22 protein-coding genes and 1 tRNA gene are annotated in these 20,077 nt (G+C 63.3%); 6 read left to right on the top strand and 17 right to left on the bottom strand.

What is annotated here, in order from left to right; translation table 11 throughout:
* Positions 1-79 precede the first annotated feature (79 nt).
* The 4 genes from VGN68_RS13285 to VGN68_RS13270 all read right to left on the bottom strand — a co-directional run bounded on the left by VGN68_RS13285 (position 80) and on the right by VGN68_RS13270 (position 2,650).
* Positions 80-385 carry a DUF1330 domain-containing protein gene (locus tag VGN68_RS13285; RefSeq protein WP_327477350.1) on the bottom strand — a complete coding sequence of 102 codons (306 nt, stop codon included), beginning with the start codon at positions 383-385 and terminating at the stop codon, positions 80-82.
* Between the two features lie 13 nt (positions 386-398).
* A complete protein-coding gene (locus tag VGN68_RS13280) occupies positions 399-767 on the bottom strand; it encodes a hypothetical protein (RefSeq protein ID WP_327477349.1) in 369 nt (122 codons plus the stop codon).
* Positions 764-1,960 carry a class I SAM-dependent methyltransferase gene (locus VGN68_RS13275; protein WP_327477348.1) on the bottom strand — a complete coding sequence of 399 codons (1,197 nt, stop codon included), beginning with the start codon at positions 1,958-1,960 and terminating at the stop codon, positions 764-766. Before VGN68_RS13275 ends, VGN68_RS13280 begins: the two co-directional genes overlap by 4 nt.
* A gap of 108 nt (positions 1,961-2,068) precedes the next feature.
* A complete protein-coding gene (locus tag VGN68_RS13270; RefSeq protein WP_327477347.1) occupies positions 2,069-2,650 on the bottom strand; it encodes a helix-turn-helix domain-containing protein in 582 nt (193 codons plus the stop codon).
* 56 nt (positions 2,651-2,706) lie between these two features.
* Here VGN68_RS13270 and VGN68_RS13265 point away from each other — a divergent pair, with 56 nt between their 5' ends.
* Positions 2,707-3,084: a nuclear transport factor 2 family protein gene (locus VGN68_RS13265; protein ID WP_327477346.1), complete on the top strand. Its 378-nt coding sequence runs from the start codon at positions 2,707-2,709 to the stop codon at positions 3,082-3,084.
* Positions 3,085-3,287: 203 nt separating this feature from the next.
* Here the strand turns inward: VGN68_RS13265 and VGN68_RS13260 are convergent.
* From VGN68_RS13260 to VGN68_RS13245, 4 genes are all read right to left on the bottom strand, one after another.
* Positions 3,288-3,364, bottom strand: a tRNA-Met gene (locus VGN68_RS13260).
* Positions 3,365-3,425: 61 nt separating this feature from the next.
* Entirely contained in the window at positions 3,426-3,911 is a 486-nt protein-coding gene (locus VGN68_RS13255) for a 2'-5' RNA ligase family protein (RefSeq protein WP_327477345.1), read from the bottom strand.
* A 73-nt stretch (positions 3,912-3,984) separates the two neighbouring features.
* Positions 3,985-4,545: a peroxiredoxin gene (locus VGN68_RS13250; protein WP_327477344.1), complete on the bottom strand. Its 561-nt coding sequence runs from the start codon at positions 4,543-4,545 to the stop codon at positions 3,985-3,987.
* Positions 4,546-4,648: 103 nt separating this feature from the next.
* Positions 4,649-5,398, bottom strand: coding sequence for an alpha/beta hydrolase (locus VGN68_RS13245; protein WP_327477343.1), 750 nt, complete (start codon positions 5,396-5,398; stop codon positions 4,649-4,651).
* Between the two features lie 53 nt (positions 5,399-5,451).
* Between VGN68_RS13245 and VGN68_RS13240 the strand changes: the two genes are divergently transcribed.
* A complete protein-coding gene (locus VGN68_RS13240; protein WP_327477342.1) occupies positions 5,452-5,733 on the top strand; it encodes a hypothetical protein in 282 nt (93 codons plus the stop codon).
* On the opposite strand, the gene mltG is transcribed toward VGN68_RS13240, so the two are convergent.
* The 7 genes from mltG to VGN68_RS13205 all read right to left on the bottom strand — a co-directional run bounded on the left by mltG (position 5,700) and on the right by VGN68_RS13205 (position 13,043).
* Positions 5,700-6,617: an endolytic transglycosylase MltG gene (gene mltG / locus VGN68_RS13235; protein ID WP_327477397.1), complete on the bottom strand. Its 918-nt coding sequence runs from the start codon at positions 6,615-6,617 to the stop codon at positions 5,700-5,702. The genes VGN68_RS13240 and mltG overlap by 34 nt on opposite strands.
* Positions 6,618-6,932: 315 nt before the next feature.
* Positions 6,933-8,192 (bottom strand): beta-ketoacyl-ACP synthase II, encoded by a 1,260-nt coding sequence (gene fabF, locus VGN68_RS13230; protein WP_327477341.1) that lies wholly within the window; start codon positions 8,190-8,192, stop codon positions 6,933-6,935.
* Between the two features lie 183 nt (positions 8,193-8,375).
* Positions 8,376-8,612: an acyl carrier protein gene (locus tag VGN68_RS13225; protein ID WP_003039428.1), complete on the bottom strand. Its 237-nt coding sequence runs from the start codon at positions 8,610-8,612 to the stop codon at positions 8,376-8,378.
* 44 nt (positions 8,613-8,656) lie between these two features.
* The gene (locus tag VGN68_RS13220) at positions 8,657-9,829 is read right to left on the bottom strand and encodes a serine hydrolase domain-containing protein (protein ID WP_327477340.1); all 1,173 of its coding nucleotides are present in this window, start codon (positions 9,827-9,829) and stop codon (positions 8,657-8,659) included.
* Between the two features lie 31 nt (positions 9,830-9,860).
* The gene (locus VGN68_RS13215) at positions 9,861-11,621 is read right to left on the bottom strand and encodes a tetratricopeptide repeat protein (RefSeq protein ID WP_327477339.1); all 1,761 of its coding nucleotides are present in this window, start codon (positions 11,619-11,621) and stop codon (positions 9,861-9,863) included.
* A gap of 431 nt (positions 11,622-12,052) precedes the next feature.
* Entirely contained in the window at positions 12,053-12,451 is a 399-nt protein-coding gene (locus VGN68_RS13210) for a VOC family protein (RefSeq protein WP_293701323.1), read from the bottom strand.
* A 79-nt stretch (positions 12,452-12,530) separates the two neighbouring features.
* Positions 12,531-13,043 carry a DUF3617 domain-containing protein gene (locus VGN68_RS13205; RefSeq protein WP_327477338.1) on the bottom strand — a complete coding sequence of 171 codons (513 nt, stop codon included), beginning with the start codon at positions 13,041-13,043 and terminating at the stop codon, positions 12,531-12,533.
* 88 nt (positions 13,044-13,131) lie between these two features.
* Between VGN68_RS13205 and uvrB the strand changes: the two genes are divergently transcribed.
* The 3 genes from uvrB (at position 13,132) to VGN68_RS13190 (ending at position 17,905) form a co-directional block, all read left to right on the top strand.
* Positions 13,132-15,318 carry an excinuclease ABC subunit UvrB gene (uvrB, locus tag VGN68_RS13200; protein WP_327477337.1) on the top strand — a complete coding sequence of 729 codons (2,187 nt, stop codon included), beginning with the start codon at positions 13,132-13,134 and terminating at the stop codon, positions 15,316-15,318.
* A 7-nt stretch (positions 15,319-15,325) separates the two neighbouring features.
* Complete coding sequence (locus VGN68_RS13195; protein ID WP_327477336.1) at positions 15,326-16,294, top strand: Gfo/Idh/MocA family oxidoreductase; 969 nt, start codon at positions 15,326-15,328, stop codon at positions 16,292-16,294.
* Between the two features lie 105 nt (positions 16,295-16,399).
* On the top strand, positions 16,400-17,905 hold the full coding sequence (locus VGN68_RS13190; protein WP_327477335.1) for a S10 family peptidase: 1,506 nt from the start codon (positions 16,400-16,402) through the stop codon (positions 17,903-17,905).
* A 272-nt stretch (positions 17,906-18,177) separates the two neighbouring features.
* Here VGN68_RS13190 and VGN68_RS13185 read toward each other — a convergent pair whose 3' ends face one another.
* Positions 18,178-18,615 carry a hypothetical protein gene (locus tag VGN68_RS13185; protein WP_327477334.1) on the bottom strand — a complete coding sequence of 146 codons (438 nt, stop codon included), beginning with the start codon at positions 18,613-18,615 and terminating at the stop codon, positions 18,178-18,180.
* A gap of 115 nt (positions 18,616-18,730) precedes the next feature.
* On the opposite strand from VGN68_RS13185, the gene VGN68_RS13180 reads away from it, so the two are divergent.
* Positions 18,731-19,480, top strand: coding sequence for an NRDE family protein (locus tag VGN68_RS13180; protein ID WP_327477333.1), 750 nt, complete (start codon positions 18,731-18,733; stop codon positions 19,478-19,480).
* 11 nt (positions 19,481-19,491) lie between these two features.
* Here the strand turns inward: VGN68_RS13180 and infC are convergent, their stop codons facing one another.
* Complete coding sequence (gene infC, locus VGN68_RS13175; protein ID WP_327477332.1) at positions 19,492-20,013, bottom strand: translation initiation factor IF-3; 522 nt, start codon at positions 20,011-20,013, stop codon at positions 19,492-19,494.
* Between the last annotated feature and the right edge of the window lie 64 nt (positions 20,014-20,077).

The raw sequence follows: 20,077 nt of genomic DNA, 5'->3' as shown, positions 1-20,077 counted from the left end.
CCGGTTGTTTCTGCGACGTTGAACAGGGAAAGACGGTGCTTCGACAAGCCCAGCACGACCGGTGGAGAGAGTCGGAGGATTAACTGCCGATCGTGTGCGCCTCGATCAGCAGCACCTGGCAATCGGCGATGCCGTCGCGCAGCTTCTTGACCTCGGCATATTCGGGGCTGGACCAAAAGGCGCGCGCGGCGGCGCGGTCGGGCCATTCGGAAATCACCATCGACGCGCCTTCGCCAAAACCGCCCTCCAGCAGCTCGGCGCCCGGCGCCCGCAGGACATAACGCCCGCCGAATTGCGCGACGAGCCGCGCTGCGGCCGCCCCATAGCCGGCGATGAAGGCATCGCGGTCAGCTATCTTGGCAGTCACGATCATATAGGCCGGCATCGTCCGCTCCTCCCTATTCGCGTGCGAGTTTTTCGACCCAGTCCATGATCGGCGGGTCGCCCGCCTCCATCGCCTCGATCTCTTGCGAGAAGCCGCGCATGATCCGCGCGATATAGGCACGGGTCGCCAGCCCGCGTTCCTCACCCGCGGCACGGTCTGGCTCATAGCCTTCTATGTCAGCACGACGCACCACGCCTTGCCCGTCCAGCAGCCGCTCGACCGTGTCGAGCCGTTCGCGCAGCACCGACACCTCGGCCGCCAGCGCGAGCGTCAGCGAATAGAGGCGATCGATCGCCGGATCGTCGAAATAGTCGGGACGTTTGCCCTTGGCGCGCTTCGCGGCGAGTGCCACCCAATCGATCGCGTCCTGATCGACACTCATGCCGCGGCCTTCCACGCGCCATAGGCGTTCCACACCGCGGCGCGACCATAATCCTCTTCGCCGCCATCGGGCGACGGTGGAAAGATTTCGGGATCGACGACCGCACGGACGCCAACGGTGAACTGGGTGTCGCGCGCGAAGCCGGCGTCGGCCATCACTTGCTTCAGGTCCTGGCCGTGCATGGCCGACCAGAAGGGTTCGTTGTTGTTGAACGCGTCCCAGTCGCGCATGAACTGTTCGAACAGCGGCATGGCATTCGAATATTGCGGCTGTTCGATGTGGAAGATGAGACCGCCGGGGGCGAGCACGCGGTGTGCTTCGCGCAGCAGGCGCGGCATCGCGGTCGCCGACAGTTCGTGCAGGAACATCGTCGTCTGTACCCAATCGAAATGCCCGTCGGCCCAGCGCGAAAGGTCCTCGCCATTTGCCTGAACGAAGCGGATATTGCGCACGCCGAGCGCCGCCGCGCGCGCCGCACCGTAGCGCAGCGACGCGGCAGCGGTATCTATCGCGATGACCTCCGCATCGGGAAAAGCCTGCGCGATCGGCACCGCATTATGGCCGACGGTACAGCCGATATCGAGGATACGCCGCGGCTGCCAGTCGGGCCGCTCGCGCCGCACCCATTCGACGACGGCCTGTCCGCCGCCATCGTTGAGCCCACCGAGCGCGCCGCCGGTGGTAGCAAAGATGCCGATGTCGTAATTCGCCCCCGCCGACACGTCGCCGGCGCGCGCTTCGCCATGATAGCCGCCGGGTTGGCAGTGAATATCGACCGCGGTCTGATAGGGCGGCTGCGCGATCGCTGGATCAAGCTCCAGCTGTCCCGAATGCTCGTTATACTGACGCGCCAGCGCGTCGAGTTCATCGAGCTGACGCAGCACCGCCTGGCGCCCGTTATGCTGGCGCATTTCCATCGAATTGCGTTTCAGCGCCGACCAGCTGCGGTGCCAAGGATCGCGGTTGATCGCCTCACGGATTTCATAGCGGTGCTGCGGGTCGCGACCATGGTCAGTCTGGAAAGCCGGCAAAACCCGCTGTTCATAGGCGATGCGGTTGCCGGCGCCGAGCGGCCCCGAAAGAAATCTATTGAAGTGCGTCAAAAAATTGAACCGGGCAGTTTCATCATGGCTGGTCCGCGGCATCATAGGATGGCGGGTCAACGCGGAATAAGGCGGCGGTAGGTCCGTCATGCGCAATGCTCCAATTTGTCCGGACAACTTGCTGCATCGGTGGGCTTTGTCAATGGTCGGCGTAACATTGCTAAGCAGCCAAGGGGCATAGTAGTCTGGTTGTTGGGCCTAAAGAAGAGCGTCAATGAGCGCGTCGATCCGCCGATCGAATGACGCCATCCCGGCGTCACCTTGATCGCGCTCCATTGCCACCAGCGCCAATTCGGCGACCGCCGCGCTCAGGAGCCGCGCGGCAAGATCGGGATCCTCGCAAACCGCTTCGCCTTTTGCCACTGCCTGTTCGATCGTCCGCCGGAGCGGGGCTAGATTGATCGGTTCCTCCAGCGACCGCGCGCGGGCAAAGCCCAGCACGGCAGGCCCCGTCTCCAGAATAATCCGCCGTGGCACCGGAAGGAGCACTGCCCGCAGCCAGGCCTTCAAACTGACCGCGACTGCGGAACGCGAGTCGGGCGCGCGCGTCGCTGCGGAGTGCGCGGCAGCGGCCGCCTCGCCGAGCACGGACTCGAACACGGCTCCAAGCAGATCGGCTTTGTTCGGGAAATGATGATACAGCGCACCCTTGCTGAGCCCGGCCCGGACAAGAATTGCGTCGGTTGACGCCGCATCATAGCCGTTATCGACAAACGCTTCGCGGGCCGCCGCGACCAGCGCCGCTCGCGTCGCTTCGCGTCGTTCATTCTGTGTTGCCAAAACCTGCTCCACTAACTATAAACATACCGTCAGTCGGTTTATATTGGAGAATGATGATGTCATCAGTGCCGTCCTGCTTCCCTACCCTTCTCGCGGCATGGAATGAATATGATCCTGCCAAACTCCGGTCGCTAGTCGAAGCGTCACTCACCGAAGATATTGCATTTACCGACCCCAACTACCAGATCGTCGGGATCGACGCCTTCATCGCGCAGGTCAATGAATTTCGGGCCGAGGAAGGCGTCAAGGTCCGTCTCGTTCCGACAAGCGGCGTCGATCTCCATCATGACCGCGCGCGCTATAGCTGGGCGGTCGTGCGGCCCGATGGTTCGCGGTTCGAGGGCTTCGACGCCGTGGCCCTGGACCTCAAACAAGGTAAAATCTGTCGCATCGACGGATTTTTCGGCCCCCTCCCCCCGGTGATTGGGGCCTGACGCCTTTCCAATGAAACGTGCGAGTTCCGCCAAGCGGCTCAGGCAAACCGCCTACCTCGAATAACCATTTGAAGATAATTGGTTTTCTGAACAGCCAAGCGATCCGCGGCGGAAGAACCACCGCAACAGCCCCATCCTGCCCGCCAAAAACGTGTTAGACGGGCCTTCGGTACGTCATTGTTTCTGTGACAAGAAGATAGATTTGGTAGCGGAGGAGGGACTCGAACCCCCGACACGCGGATTATGATTCCGCTGCTCTAACCAGCTGAGCTACTCCGCCCCACAGGGCCGCCGCATCGGGCGAGCAGCGCCTATAGGCAGGGTGCTGGCGCGGGTCAATATCATGTGCGATCCCCGCGAAAATTCCGGGCGAAGGCGGCTTCCCACGGGCCGCCGCGATAGTGGTGGGCGGCAAGCCCAGTGATCGCCAAGGGGCGCGGCACGAAATCGGCGGTCAGTTCGGCGATTAGAGCGCGTGCCTCGCTGGGCGCAACCTTGTTCTGAACCGTGATGTGGAGCCGCGGGGTTCCCTGGTCCTGTGCGGTCAACATGCCGGTGAAATGGTCGGAGATCCGGGCGCGGATCGCGAGCAGGTCGGGGCTGTCGATGCGATAGGCGACGCCTTTGCCGAGCGAATAGACCTCACGCAGCCGCGCAACGGGCGGCGGGGTGTCGGCGGCGATGCGGCGGATCAGACCGTCGAGCTCGCTTAGTGCTGAGGGCGGCAGCTGGTGAAACAGCGTGATATGCGCGGTCAGATAGTTGCGCTCGGGCGGAAAATGCGCCGCGCGCAGCTGGTCGAAAAAACGCTGGTCGGCCGCACCCATCGTCGCGGTCACGATGATGGGTGCGGCGCCAGCGGCCCGGATGGGAGGGGGGATGGCCGGGCCGCTAATCGCGTCAGGCCGCCTGTGCCAGCTTGCCCCTATAGGGGTTCGCTTTGACCCACTCGAGCGCCTTTTCAGGGGTCGATTCGACATAGGGATCGCTGTCGGTGCCAACGTCGTTGATGCCAGGTTCAACGAACATCTGGACGACGATGCCGTCATCGACGATCGCGGTGTAGCGCCAGCTGCGCATGCCGAAGCCAACATGGTCCTTGTTGATCAGCATGCCCATGCGGCGCGTGAAAGCGCCCGAGCCATCCGGGACCATCTTGACGTTCTGAACGCCCAGGCTCTTGCCCCAATTGTACATCACGAACGCGTCGTTGACGCTGATGCAGTGGATGTCCGTGACACCTTCGGCAGTGAACTCGCCATAGAGGCGTTCGAAGCCCGGGCACTGCTCGTTCGAGCAGGTCGGGGTGTAGGCGCCCGGCAGGCCGAACAGGATGTGGCGGCCGGCGCCAAAGGCTTCGCCGGTGTCGAGATCCTGCCAGCGGAACGGGTTCGGGCCGTCGACAGCCTCGTCGCGGACACGCGTCTTGAGGGTCACGGCGGGAACGGGTTGATTGATCATGGGAGAGAATCCTTTCTTTGGGATTTTTGTGCGGCGCACCAAAAGCAGACCGGCGGGCGCGGGTCAAATCGAGTGGGCCGCTTATATTGATTGAGTCAGACGATCAGAGCGCGGACCAAAAGCGATGCAGGGCCGCCGCGACCTCTGCGGGTCGCTCGGCGATCGCCCAATGCCCTGCCCCGTCGATGACGGTGAGCGGGATGCCGGTGTTCGCGCTGAAGCGCTGTGCCACCGACAGTTGCACATATGGGTCGTCGGCGCCCCAGATCAACGCCCCCCGCGCGGGCAATTTGTCGATATCGCGCGCCCAGTCATGCTCGAAACTGAGCCCCTTCGCCGATCGATAGAGTTTCAGGATCGCGCGGCGCTTGTCCTTGTTCTGCCACTGCTCGGCCTCTTCGGCGGCGATGTCGGCGGGCATGCCCTGCGCCGCCAATCCCTCCGCCAGTTTTGCGGGTTTGCTGAGCGCCATGAAGATTTCGCCGAGGATCGGGGTGTTCCAGATCCGCGCGACGCGGTGGCCGCGATAGTCGGGATCGATCACCGCGTTCGAGATCGCCCAACTGCGCAGCAGATCGGGGCGCAACATCGCGACGCGCTGGGCAATCAGCGCGCCCCAGTCATGGCCGATAACGTCGATCGGGCCGTGCGCGACGAACAACGCTTCGGCTTGTCCGATTGCCCAGTCGGCATAGGCTTCCTTGGTGGCAGGGAAGCCTGCGGGCAACGGCGCCGTAAAGCCGGGGAGCGGCGGGATCGCGACCGGTGTGTCGCCCAGGTCGAGCGCGGCGAGCAACGGGCGCCAGATCGCCGGGCTGTCGGGGACGCCGTGGAGGAAGAGTTTGGCAGTCATTCGGCTCAATGCCTAATATCCATCGGTTGATGTGGGCATTGCAAGGACGGGCCATGAAGCCAGAGATTCCATGCGTGACGCATGGGGTACAAAAATTTCATCTCTTGATTGACCCGATAAACATGAGCGCCACAAGCCTCGCATCGATAAAAATAGAGCGGAATGAAGGCCATCGCAAAGGCGAGCCACGCCGCAACGATAAACGGTATGGATTGAGCGAAAATCGCGACCAAGAAGATCAGCATGAAGATTTTCGTGGCGTTAAAAAGGCGTTGATGATGCTTGATCGCAAAGCCACGCACTACTCCATCTCCCCGCGATCCCGGCGCAGCTGATACCATTTCTGCACATTGGCATTATGTTCGGACAGCGTCCGCGCGAAGATGTGGCCGCCGTCGCCTTTCGCGACAAAGAACAGATAGTCGGTCGGCTCGGGATCGAGCACCGCGGCGATCGAGGCTTTGCCGGGGTTGGCGATCGGTCCCTTGGGCAGGCCGATCATGCTGTAGGTGTTGTAATCATTCACCGCCTGGATTTCGGAGCGCAGGATGCGGCGACCGAGTGGTTTTCCCTTGGTGAGCGGGTAGATGATCGTCGGGTCGGCTTGCAATTTCATCCCGACCGCGAGGCGGTTGGTATAGACCCCGGCGACGGTACGGCGTTCGGCGGGGACGCCGGTTTCTTTCTCGACGATCGAGGCGAGCGTGATCGCTTCGTTGCGGTCCTTGGCGGCGGTGCGCGGGGTACGCTTGGCCCAGAGTTCGTTGAACGCCTTGTCCATCGCCGCCTGCATGCGTTTGACGACCGCGGCACGGCTTTCGCCGGTGGTGAAGGCGTAGCTGTCGGGCAGGATGCTGCCCTCCGCAGGCACAGGGATTTCGCCGGTCAGCCGCTTTTCGGCCATCAGCCGCTCCCACACCATGATCGACGGCATACCTTCGGGAATCATGACGAGGCGCTGGATCGTCTTGCCCGACTGGAACAGTTCGAGGATGTCGCCCGCGTCCATCCCCTTTTCGATCTGGTACTCGCCGGGTTTGATCGGATCGTCGGATGCAAAGAAGCGCGCTTCGTTGCGGAAGCTGGAAGCGGAGACGGCGCCTGCGTCCTCCAGGATTTCACCAGCTTTGGCGATGCTGGCGCCCTGCGGAATCACCACGACGGTATCCGCAGGCGCGCCGCCCGAGCAGGCAGCGAGCAGCAGGGCCAAGATTGCCATCGTCAGCCAGCGGAACGGATGCACCTGATTCTCCCGTCAGTCGGATGCCGCTGCTAAAGCCACAAAAGCCCCGCATGTGCAGCGTCCTTTTGTGTCCTTTGTGGCTTTAAGCGAAGCCTCGGCAAGCTCCCGACTGCTAAAGCATGGCGGAGAAATGTAGGAAAGAGGTTTTGATCCTCCCTGTCGCGAAGCGATGGGGAGGTGGCAGCGCGGAGCGCTGACGGAGGGGCTTTGGCGCTACCGTCGTTGCCCCTCCACCACCGCCTGCGGCGGCGGTCCCCCTCCCCATCGCTTCGCGACAGGGAGGATATGAGTCTAATCGATCGCTTTCACGATCACGCTCGCATTGGTGCCGCCGAAGCCGAAGCTGTTGTTCAGCGCCGCCTTGACCGGACGCTTTTTCGCGGTGTGCGGGACGAGGTCGACGCCGTCGGTGCCCTCATCGGGATTGTCGAGGTTGAGCGTCGGCGGGACGATCTGGTCGCGGATCGCGAGGATGCAGAAGATCGTTTCGACCGCCCCGGCGCCGCCGAGCAGATGGCCGATCGCCGACTTGGTCGAGCTCATCGACACGTCGCCGATCGCGTTGCCGAACAAGCGCTTGACCGCGCCGAGTTCGATCGTATCGGCCATCGTCGAGGTGCCGTGGGCGTTGATATAATCAATGTCCGACGGGGTCATGCCCGCTTTCTTGAGCGCCATTTCCATCGAGCGGAACGCGCCCGAACCCTCGGGATGCGGCGCGGTGACGTGGTAGGCGTCGCCCGACAGACCGTAGCCGACGACTTCGGCGTAAATCTTGGCGCCGCGCGCCTTGGCATGTTCATATTCTTCAAGCACGACGACGCCCGCGCCTTCGCCCATTACAAAGCCGTCACGGTCCTTGTCATAGGGGCGGCTCGCCGCTTCGGGGCGGTCATTGTAGCTCATGTTGAGCGCGCGCGCCTGCGCGAAACCGGCGATGCCGATCGGACAGATCGTCGCCTCGGCGCCGCCCGCCAGCATGATGTCGGCGTCGTCGTCACGGATCATCCGCGCCGCATCGCCGATCGAATGCGCGCCGGTCGAACAAGCGGTGACGACGGCATGGTTCGGCCCCATCAGCCCATATTTGATGCTGACCTGCCCCGAAATCAGATTGATCAGGCGGCCGTGGACGAAGTGCGGGCTGACGCGGCCCGGACCCTTTTCGGCGAGCAAAAGGCTTTCGCTCTCGATGCCCGGCAGGCCGCCGATGCCCGACCCGATCGAACAGCCGGCGCGCAGCTTCTGCGCTTCGGTCATGTCCTCAAGACCCGCGTCCTCGATCGCCTGCCCCGCGGCGTCGATGCCATAAATGATGAAGGGATCGACCTGGCGCTGCACCTTGTGATCGACGCGCTTGCCTGGATCGAAGCCATATTCATGGTCCGGCCCCTTGACCTCGCACGCGATCGTGCATTTATAGTCGGAGGCGTCGAAATGGGTGATCTGACCCGCGCCCGATTTGCCCGCGAGCAAATTGGCCCATGTGGTTTCCACATCGGCGCCCAGCGGCGTCACCAAACCCAATCCCGTCACCACAACCCGGCGCATAGTCATTCCTTTCGTCGGCCCCCGCCCCCGCAGGCGCCCGCATCATTGTAGTTCGCGCGCTTCTAGAGGACGCGCGCGCATAAAAAAAGCTCCCCGGTCGCTGCGCACGAGCGCTCGAGACCGGGGAGCCGGAATTGCGTGGACGGCGTCGCCGCCGCATCCGGCAACGCCGGACAGGCTGGATCAGCCCTTGTTCGCTTCGATATAGTCGATCGCGTCCTTGACGGTGGCGATCTTTTCCGCCGCGTCGTCGGGGATTTCGACGCCGAATTCTTCCTCGAACGCCATCACCAGTTCGACGATGTCGAGGCTGTCGGCACCCAGATCATCGATGAAGCTTGCTTCTTCGGTCACCTTGTCGGCTTCGACGCCCAGATGTTCGACGACGATCTTCTTAACCTTTTCGGCCGAATCGCTCATGCGCTATTCCTTTTCTGACTAAGCCGTGAATGTTGGGATTTGCCCTAGTGTCCGTGGACGGGGCTGGCAAGAGGGCTGGTATCGACCAGTTCCTCCTCCGCCGCGCTATAGGCGGAACGCCTCCCTTTCTGTCCGCTGGGTACCTGCGTCACGAAATAGGCGGTGCCGGTGCCGGCTTCAAGATCGTACCAAAGCCCCGAGCGCAATCCATAGGCATCGCCCGAATGGCCGAGCCGCCGCCGCCCGTCGCCGAACAGATCGTCGCGGCACCCCGGCCCGGTCGCGGCGCCGGTCCCCGTGCTGTGCATGGCAGTGCCATATTCGCAGAAAAATCCGTCGGTTCCCTCGCCCGTCGCCGGACGTACCGGTGCCATGACCTCCAGCCGGGCGAGGCTATCTGCTTTCAGAAAGCTGTCGCCGCGGCGCAGCAGCATGACGCCGATCCGCGCCAGTCCGTTCGCCGAGATGCGCAGGCCGCCTTGCGGGCTGAACCCGGCACCATGGCGGGCAAGGCGATAGGTACCAAGATCGCAGCTGCCGTCGCGAGCCGGAACAACGGGGCAGGCAGGGCGGACGCCCCTCATGTCGTCGCGGACGACCGCGCCGTCGGCGCCGTAGAGCACCACCGCGCGCCCTACCGCGGCGTCGCTACATGTCGGCCAGTTGAAACAGGCGTCGATGCCGAGCGGGCGCAGCACCAGCCGCACCATTGCCTGGTCGAACCGCTGACCCGTCGCGCCCTCGATCGCGGCGGCGACGATCGGATAGTTGAGATTGGCATAGACGAAATCGCCGCCCGGTTGGCGCGGTGCGTCCCACGCGGCCGGGTTCTGGAGCGCCGTTTCGAGATCGGCATCCAGCGGCAGCGCATAATCGACCCGATCCGCGAGCCCGGAGCGATGGCCGAGCAGTTGTGCCAAGGTAATCGGCTGGTCGGGATAGTCCGGATGACGAAGCCGCCAGCCGAGATAGTCCGACACATCGCGATCGAGATCGAGCCGCCCCTGCTCGGCCAGCCGCAGCACGCCAAGCGCGACGACGAGTTTCGACACCGATGCTATGCGTACCGGGTCATCCGGCGTCAGCGCGCGTCCGGTCGCCCGGTCCGCCTGACCGACGGCCACGCGCGTTTCGACCGTTCCCGCACGGTCGAAATGCACCACCACCGCGGCCGGCGGTGGGGGCGGGGAGGCGAGCAAGGCGAGGGCGAGCAGCATCAGGCCGTTCTGATCAGCCCATATCAGCGCGTCAAGTCGCGGGCGTGGCCGGAACAACCCCCGAATCGCGCAGCGCTGCGGACGCCCGCTGGATCACCAACGGGGTGATCATGAAGCGACCGAGCACGGTTTCGGGCGCGGCGTTGGCCGGTTGGCGGGTATAGGCCAGCAAACGGCGCCATTGCGCCTGTCCCGCCGCGACATCGCCCTGCCGCGCCAGGACGATGGCCCGGACCATCATATATTGCGGCTCCATGGTGCTGGGCGACGGCATCTGATCGAGCACCGCGAGCGCTTCGGCCTGGTCGCCGCGCTGCGACAGGATGAACGCCAGCGTGACCGCCGGAACGCCGGGGTAGCTATCGTCAAGCGCCAGCGAACGGCGGAGCAGCGCTTCGCCCTCCACCGCCTGCCCGCAGGTGATTTTGAACAGGCCCAGAAAGCCGGCAATATCGGGGTTATAGGGATTGAGCCGCCGCGCGGCGTCGCCCATCGTATTTCCCGCCGGACAATTGCCGACATAATAATTTGCGCGCGCCATCGCAAAAAGTCCGGCCGTTGAACGGGGACTGCTTTCATAGGCCTGCAACGCCAGCGCGCGGGCTTCGGCAAAGGCTTCGCGCCCCGCGGGGGATGCCCGCTGCGGCTGCCAGTCGCCAAAACGAAGCAGCGACAGCGCGGCAAGCGCGACGGGATTGCGGTTGTCGCGCTCCAACTGCGCGCGGAGGCAGGCATCAACCTGCTTGGCCCCGGCGGGATTGCGCAGCTGGCGCAACCGGTTGAACTGGGCCAAGCAGGGAAAGCCGGGAGCAAAATTGTCGGGCTGGCGCTCCACCTGATCGCGCACGATGACGCCATAATCGCCCGCAATTTGCGCGATCAAGGGTTCCATCGCGGCGAACTGCGGCGCTTCCGCATCGGTTGCGCGGACCTGCTGCGACCAGATCGCGCGCTGATCGGCGAGGCGGTTCAGCACTAACGTCACCTCGACATTGCCTTCCAGATCGCGGACAAGCGAGGTGTCGAGCCGATAATCGGCGGCGCGCGGCGCGGTGTCGCCCGGCACCTTTGAACTCAACAGATCGACCAGATCGAACCGCCGCAGACCGTCACGCAATTTGCCGTCCAGCGCCCGCGCAACCGCCCGCGACGCGGCCGTGTTGCCGGAAACCGGGGCGCTCAATTCGAGCAACGGCATCGGCTTTGGATCGCTGACGAACAACCGGTCGGGTCCGCTGCGCAACGACCATAGTGCAACAATGGCGACCGCGAGCAGGACCAGCGCAACAACCCAGCGGCCATAGCGCGGGCCACCGGCATGGGCCGAACCGGTATCGCCGGGTGCGCGCGGTGCGCCTGTTCCGTCTGTGTCGGCAGCGGTCTTGACGTCATGCACGGCGCCCGCATCGTCGCCCGACCGCGACGGCGGCGCGATCCGCCGCTGGACGACGACCTCATAGCTGCCCTGCGGGACACGCAAGCGATGGATCCACGGCGTGTCGGCATAATAGCGGTCGAGCAAACTGCGCAGCCGTCCGACCATGACACGCGGATAGCTGTCGACCGCGGGATCGAAATCTGCGCTGCGGCCTAGCGCTTCGGTCGCGATCGCATAGGCCTTGGGCGAACTGCGCCCGCCGCGTAACCGATGCTCGACCAGAAATTGCAGCAGCCGCGTCAGCACGGGCGACCGGACGAACAGCGGGGATTCAAGCAAGCGCTCCAACTCCTCGGCGATAATCCGTTCGGTTTCGCCGGGATTCTGCGTCTCGTTCGCGTTCGCGTGGTCCATGCTACCCTCAAATGCCCACGGCGGGCGGTGCGGGTGATACGCCATTCAACAAGCGCGACCAGTCCTTGTTACGCCGACGTAACGGTAACAGGCGCGCGCAGCAGCATATCAGAAGCTTGGACCTTCGCCAATCAGCATGGACAAAATTTGAAACATAGTGAACAAAAGCTTATCAAATGGCGACATTGCGGCATGTGACCCCTTGTAACTGCCACATATTCGAAACCCTGTCATTCTGGGGACATCGCGTCCCTCCTACAACGGCGCGATGTTGAGACGGGCAAGTGAAGGGCGCGAGCTGGTCCCTGGCGTTCTTCAGACCTTCCGCCCGCCTCAGTTCAAGACTTCGCCGGGTGGACCGACAGCCCCACCTGTCGCCCGCCCGGCAAGTCGATCGTGAAGGTCTGGACCCCGACCGGACCCCGCTGCGCTCAAGCCGAACCGATTCGGAAAACGCACAGCTTGTTGCCGTCGAGATCGCGGAAATAGGCCGCGTAAAACGCCTGTTCGCCCTCGTCACCGCGCACCCCCGGCGGGCCTTCGCACGCGCCGCCCAGGTCCAGCGCCTTGGCGTGGAGCGCATCGACCTTGGCGCGCTCGTCGACGACGATCGCGGCCATATGCCCGTTGCCGGCGTGCATCGGCTGACCGTCATAGGGCCGCGTCACCGCGATGCCGGGCTGCCCCCAACTGGTCGCATAAAGGGTAAAGCCATTGTCTTCGTCCGACATCCGCATCAATTCGCTGGCGCCGATCGTACCGAGCAGCGCCGCATAAAATTCGCGCGCCCGGTCGATATCGTCGGTTCCCATCGTCACATAGCCCAGCATTTTCGATCTCCTCCTACGTCGATACGACAAGGGCGCCAGCTTTGCTGACGCCCCGATCGATTGACAATTACCTCGCGGATCAAGTCGTCGCGGGTGCCTTGCACGGGCCGGTGTGGGTGCTGGTCATCTGCATCACCATTTCCATGTCGCCGCCGGTCGGCACCTTGCCCTTGGTGGTGATCGTCACGTCGGACTTCTTCGCCGCCATCGTGCCGTTCATCGCCATGTCGACCGTCTGGCCATTGGCGGTGCAGGTGCCGGCGATGTCGATGGTACCGCCCGCGATATTCTTTTTCGACCAGGTACATTCGCCGCCGTTGCCCGGACCCTTGGCCAGTTCGGCGGCGATATCTTCCTTGTCGACCTGTTCCTGCGTGAAGCACTGGTCCATGCCGCTGGCGCCTTCCATCATCTTGGCCATGCCGTCCTTCATTTCAGGCGGCATGCCCGGGACTTCGAACTTCACCAGCTTGACGTCGGTTTTCCAGTTGCCCGCTTCACGCTTGACCGCGCCGCCGGCATTTTCGGCTTTGCCGCAGCCGGTTACCGCCAAGAGCGTGCCGACGGCTGCAATCGTCAAAATCTTTTTCATACCCTGTCTCCTGTGACTAGCCGCTGCCTGCTCTGTGGCGGACTGATTGCGATTGTGGACCCGCCCCATCGATACCATATTGGCAGCAATGGCAATTCAGATTCGTACATCGCTCGATGAAATCGACACGGCGGAGGGCTATGTCCCCCATCGTCCCGCGCGCCCCGACAAGGTCGAGGGGGGCAAGCGATTCGAGCTGGTTAGCGATTATGAACCGGCGGGCGACCAGCCCACCGCGATCCGCGAGCTGGTCGATACCGCGCTGACCGGCGAGCGCGATCAGGTGCTGCTCGGCGTTACCGGGTCGGGCAAGACCTTCACCATGGCGAAGGTCATCGATGAATTGCAGCGCCCGGCGCTGATCCTGGCCCCCAACAAGATCCTCGCGGCGCAGCTCTATGGCGAGTTCAAGAGCTTCTTTCCGAACAATGCGGTCGAGTATTTCGTCAGCTATTACGACTATTATCAGCCCGAGGCCTATGTGCCGCGGTCGGATACGTACATCGAGAAAGAAAGCTCGGTAAACGAGGCGATCGACCGCATGCGCCATTCGGCGACCCGCGCGCTGCTCGAACGCGATGACGTCATCATCGTCGCGTCGGTGTCGTGCCTCTATGGTATCGGCTCGGTCGAGACCTATTCGGCGATGATCTTTGACCTTAAAAAAGGTCAGGTCGCCGACAATCGCGAAATCATCCGCAAGCTCGTCGCGCTCCAGTACAAGCGCAACGATCAGGCGTTCGCGCGCGGCAATTTCCGCGTGCGCGGCGACAATCTCGAAATTTTCCCGTCGCATTATGAAGATATGGCGTGGCGGATCAGCTTCTTCGGCGACGAGATCGAGGAGATCACCGAATTCGACCCGCTGACCGGCAAGAAGATCGCGACGCTCAACCATGTCCGCATCTATGCCAACTCGCATTATGTGACACCGGGACCGACGCTCAAGCAGGCGTCGGAGGCGATCAAGCATGAGCTGGCTGAACGGCTCAAGGAGCTCGAGGCCGAGGGCCGCTTGCTCGAAGCGCAGCGGCTGGAGCAGCGCACGAATTTCGACCTCGAAATGATCGCCGCGACGGGCAGCTGCGCCGGGATCGAGAATTACAGCCGCTTCCTGACCGGCCGCTTGCCCGGCGAGCCGCCGCCAACCCTGTTCGAATATCTGCCCGACAATGCCCTGCTCTTCGTCGACGAGAGCCATCAGACGATCCCGCAGATCGGCGCGATGTCAAAGGGCGATCATCGCCGCAAGATCACGCTGGCCGAATATGGCTTCCGCCTGCCGAGCTGTATCGACAACCGCCCGCTGCGCTTTGCCGAATGGGACATGATGCGCCCGCAGACGGTCAGCGTGTCGGCGACCCCCGGCACCTGGGAAATGGACCGCACCCAAGGCGTGTTCGCCGAACAGGTGATCCGCCCCACCGGGCTGATCGACCCGCCGGTCGAGATCAAGCCGGTCGAGGAACAGGTCGACGACCTGATCGTCGAGGCGAAAAAGACCGCCGCGGCGGGATACCGCACGCTCGTCACGACGCTGACCAAGCGGATGGCCGAGGATCTGACCGAATTTCTCCACGAAGCGGGGATGAAGGTACGTTACATGCACAGCGACATCGAGACGCTGGAGCGCATCGAGATCATCCGCGACCTGCGGCTGGGCGTGTTCGACGTCTTGATCGGGATCAACCTGCTGCGCGAAGGGCTCGATATTCCCGAATGCGGCCTGGTCGCGATCCTCGACGCCGACAAGGAGGGGTTCCTACGGAGCGAGACCAGCCTCGTCCAGACGATCGGCCGCGCCGCGCGCAACGTCGACGGCCGCGTCATCCTCTACGCCGACCGCATCACCGGCAGCATGGAACGCGCGATGCGCGAAACCGACCGCCGCCGCGAAAAGCAGCGCGCCTATAACGAAGAACATGGCATCACCCCGACGACGATCAAGCGCAACATCGGCGACATCATCGCCCACGTCGCGTCGAAGGACGGCGTTGTCATCGACATCGGCGACGACAAGCCGACGCACATGGTCGGGCATAATCTGCGCGCATATATCCAGGATCTGGAAAAACGGATGCGCGATGCGGCGGCGGATCTGGAATTCGAGGAAGCCGGACGGTTGCGCGATGAAATCCGCAAGCTGGAGGCCGACGAGTTGGGATTGCCCGCGGGCGAGCAGGTCGCGCCGCGCGTCGGGCGGAGCAACGAGGGCAAGCCGGGGACGCGCAAGGGGCGGTTCGGGAAGCAGAGCAAGACGAAGTGGGGGCGGTGACCGCCCGATGACGATCATCCGATGGGGAATGATTGGTTGCGGCAGCGTGACCGAGCACAAGAGCGGCCCCGCATATCAACAGGTCGAGGGGTTCGCGCTGCACGGCGTGTTCAACCGCACGCTGGCGAAAGCGGAACATTATGCCGCGCGCCATGCCGTGCCGCATGTGTTCGCCAGTGCCAAGGCGCTGATCCATTCGCCCGATATCGACGCAGTCTATATCGCAACGCCCCCCGACAATCACGAAGCCTATGCACTCAAAGTCGCCCGAGCAGGCAAACCCTGCTGCATCGAAAAGCCGATGGCGCCCGACCACGCCGCCTGTCTCCGCATCCGCGACGCCTTCGCCGATCAGGGATTGCCCCTGTTTGTCGCCTATTATCGCCGCTCGCTGCCGCGTTTTCGGCAGATCAAATCCTGGCTCGACGACGGCGCGATCGGCACGGTTCGGCATGTACACTGGTCGTTGACCAAGCCCGCGACCTCTTTTGATCTGTCAGACACCAACTGGCGGGTCGATGCTGCGGTGGCGCCCGGCGGCTATTTCGACGACCTCGCTAGCCACGGCCTCGATCTCTTCTGCTGGCTGTTCGGCGAGGTGACCGACGTCGCGGGTTTCGCGATCAACCAGCAGGGCCGCTACAGCGCCGCGGATGCGGTCACCGGATGTTGGCTTCATGAAAGCGGCGTCACCGGATCGGGCAGCTGGAATTTCGGCGCGGCAGAACGGCAGGATCGCGTCGAGATCACCGGCAGCACCGGCCGCATTATCTTCTCGATCTTCGACGAGGAACCGCTGCGGCTATCGCGCGACGACGAAACGGTCGAACGCGTCATCGACCACCCGTCGGCGGTCCAGTATTTCCACGTTGCGGCAATGCGTGAGCACCTTGCCGGGCGTGGACAACACCCCTCGACCGGCGAAAGCGCGGCTCACACCACCTGGATGATGGATCGGATATTGTCGCGGCGGTGAAGCGAGCCTTTCGCTTCGACGAAACCCCGCCTGTTACCGACAAGTAGCCTTGCCCCCTCACCGCATGCTGCATAGGGTTCGCGCGCAATCGGGGAGAAAATGCTGATGAAATCGGGTCTGTCGCTGATCGCGCTGGCGCTTGCCGCTGCCGCGCCTTCGGTCCTCTACGCGCAGGACAAACCTGCCGATAAGCCCAAGGCCGAAAAGCCCGCCGACTACGAACCGCAGGTCCGCACCACCAAGCTCAGCGGCACCTTCGGCGGCCAGCGGATCAACTATGCCGCGACGATCGGTGAGACGATCATCAGGAACAAGGATGGCGTGGCCGAGGTTGCGGTCGTCACGACATCCTATGTCAAGGAACCGCGCGACCCCGGCCGCCCGGTGACCTTCCTGTTCAACGGCGGCCCCGGTTCAGGCACCGTCTGGTTGATGATGGGGGCGTTCGGGCCGAAGCGCGTCGCGATCCCCGGCACCGGGGTCGACGATGGCGCGCCGCCCTATCCGATCGTCGACAATCCCGATGCCTTGATGGACGTCACCGATGTGGTGTTCATCGACCCGCCGGGCACTGGCTTTTCGCACCTGATCGGCAAGGCTGACCCCAAGGATTATTATGGGGTGACGCAGGACGCCAAGCTGGTGGCCGAGGTGATCCGCCGCTGGCTCAACGACAACGGCCGCTGGAACAGCCCCAAATATCTGGGCGGCGAAAGCTATGGCACGACACGCTCGGCCGCGGTCGCCAACCAGTTGATGAACGCGACCTACAACGACGTCGCGCTGAACGGCATCATCCTGATCTCGACCGTGCTCGATTTTGCCGCGGGGTCGGACACCGCGGGCAACGAGCTGTCGTTCATCACCAACCTGCCGTCGATGGCGGTTACCGCGCTTTATCATGGCAAGGCGACCGGTGCCTCGCCCGAAGCCTTTGCCGAGGAAGCGCGGCAATGGGCGATCGGCCCCTATGCGTCGGCCCTGCTCAAAGGGCAGAAGTTGCAGGGTGAGGAACGCGCCGCGATCCGCCGCGATCTGGCGCGCTTCACCGGCCTGTCCGAAACCTATCTCGACAGCGCCGACCTGCGCGTCACGCCCGGACGCTTCTACAAGGAATTGCTGCGCGACCGCGGGCTGACCGTCGGGCGGCTCGACAGCCGCTATACGGGCAAGGATTATGACAGCGCCGGCGAGGAGCCCGACAACGACCCCAGCTTTTACGGCATCGACGCCAGCTACACCGCGGCGATCAACAGCTGGAGCCGCGACGGTCTGGGGTTCAAGACCGACCGCGAATATCAGTCGATCGGTGGGATCGGCGGGCAATGGGACTGGCGCATCGGCGGCCGCGACACCAACGCGTATCTGAACGTCGCGCCCTATATCGGACAGGCGCTACGCGAAAATTCGGGCCTGAAAGTGCTGGTCGCGCAGGGCTATTATGATTTTGCGACGCCGTTTTTCGCCGCCGAATATGCGCTGTCCCGCACCGGCATCCCGCAGGACCGGATCAGCTACACCTATTATGGCGCGGGCCATATGATGTATATCCGCGACGAGGATCGCAGAAAATTGTCGGAGGATGTGCGGGCGTTTATTCGGGCACGGTAGGGCCGGGCCGGGTTTCGGCTATCGACCAGTTGCGGACGTAAATCCCCCCTATGGCGCAGCCATGGGAAGGGGGACCGCGTCCGAAGGACGTGGTGGAGGGGTAGCAACGGTAGTGCCATGGCCCCTCCGTCAGCGCTTCGCGCTGCCACCTCCCCATGGCTTCGCCACAGGGAGGATTTTCTCCTCCTCGTCCTCCCGGACTTGATCCGGGATCCATAGCCGCACCGTCGTTCTGGATCCCGGATCAAGTCCGGGATGACGACGCTGGGTCGTCAGCGCAGCACGCCCTTTGCCGCCTGCGCCCGCGCATACAGGAACAGCGCGATCAAGATCACCCAGATTACCGCGGTGAAGACCATCGGAAACGTCCCGAACATGCGCTCCAGATCGCCATAATGCATGCCGAACTGATAGACGCTGCTGATCGCGAGGCCGACAAGCGATAGCAGGAAGGCGGTCACCGCATGGCGGCTGCGCGCGAGCAGCAGCACGGAACCCAGCACCGATCCCCACACCCCTAGCGCCCAGCCGACATTGGCCCACAACGGAAAGCTGTAGAAATAGGCCTGCTGTTCAGCGGTAAAGGCCGCCATATAGTCGGGATTTTTAAGCTTGGTCATCGTGTAGTCGAACGCGCCGAACGCGTTCCAGAGCAGCGACACGATGCCAACCACCCACAGGTGCCACGGCGTTTTTCCAGCTTCGGTCATAATGATCTCCCTCCCCAGAAAGATGGCGCGAGCGTAACGACTTTTGCCGCAACGGCAATCGCGCTGCCATAAGCATATAACACACCTGCGGCGCTAACGAAACAAAGATGCGCCGATGATTGCCAAAGCGCTTGGCAAGCCGGGTGGGGAACGCGATAGCCGCAGCATGTGCGTCGTCGCCATCGCCTTGCAGATCCATCCCGACTGGCCGCTGATCCTGGTCGGCAATCGCGACGAGTTTCATGCTCGGCACGCCGCGCCGCTCGGCGCCTGGGACGATGGCAGCGGCATCGTCGCGGGGCGCGATCTGTTGGCGAGTGGCACATGGCTCGGCGCGCATCCGGCGAGCGGACGGATCATTGTCGTGACCAACGTGCGCGGCGCACTGCCCGATCCGGCCAAGGAATCGCGCGGGGCGCTGGTCGTCGATTTGCTGCGCGGTGACGGGCGCTTCGCCGATCCGGTTGTGGCCGACCTCGACTGTTTTAACGCGTTCAACCTGTTGGCGATCGGTGATGGCAAGGTGCGGCTGTTGAGCAATCGGCCTCAGCCGCAGATCCTTTCCCTCCGTCCCGGCGTCCATGCGCTGGCCAACGAGCCGATCCACAGCCCCTGCCCGCGCGCCGAGCGCCTGCGCGCGGCGCTGGCGGCGGTGGTCGATTCCCAAACGGATCCCGATCGTCTGCTCGACATGCTGAGCGCCGAGGATGACCCGGCGCTGTTCCTACGCGGCGATATTTATGGCACCCGCGCCTCGACGCTGGTTGCGGTCGCGGCGGACGGCAGCGCGCGGATGATCGAGCGCCGATATGAAGCGGGCGGCCGTCCCGTTGGAACGACCGCCCTGCAATTTCGTATCGGTTAGACCGAACCGGCTTATTTCGGCGCAATCACCATCAGCATCTGACGGCCTTCGGTGCGCGGATGCGCCTCGACCTTCGCGACTTCCGACGTCAGCTCGGCGACTCGCTGGAGAACATTGAGGCCAAGCTGGGTGTGGCTCATTTCGCGGCCGCGGAAACGCATGGTCATCTTGACCTTGTCGCCTTCCTCGAGGAAGTCGAACACCTTGCGCATCTTCACGTCGAAATCATGATCGTCGATATTCGGACGCATCTTGATCTCTTTGATTTCCTGCGTCTTCTGGCTCTTTCGCGCCAGGTTCGCCTTTTTCTGAGCTTCGTATTTGAACTTGCCCACATCGAGGAATTTGCACACCGGCGGATCGGCGTTCGGGGATACTTCGACCAGGTCGAGGCCCACAGAAGCCGCCTGTTCAATCGCTTCAGCGGTCAGCATCACGCCCAGATTTTCGCCTTCATCGTCGATCACGCGGACCTTCGGAGAGGCGATGAATTCATTGTATCGCGGGCCATTCTTGGGCGGCGTGCGCTCCATCGGGCGGCGGGTCGTGGGCGGTGGTATAGCTGTATCTCCTGATCGTGGACGGGTGGCGTGCGGA

Origin of the sequence: Sphingopyxis sp. (assembly GCF_035998965.1) — a bacterium.
Classification (GTDB): Bacteria; Pseudomonadota; Alphaproteobacteria; order Sphingomonadales; family Sphingomonadaceae; genus Sphingopyxis.
Note: the sequence above shows the minus strand (reverse complement) of the source record. Positions and strands in the feature narration are given on the sequence as shown.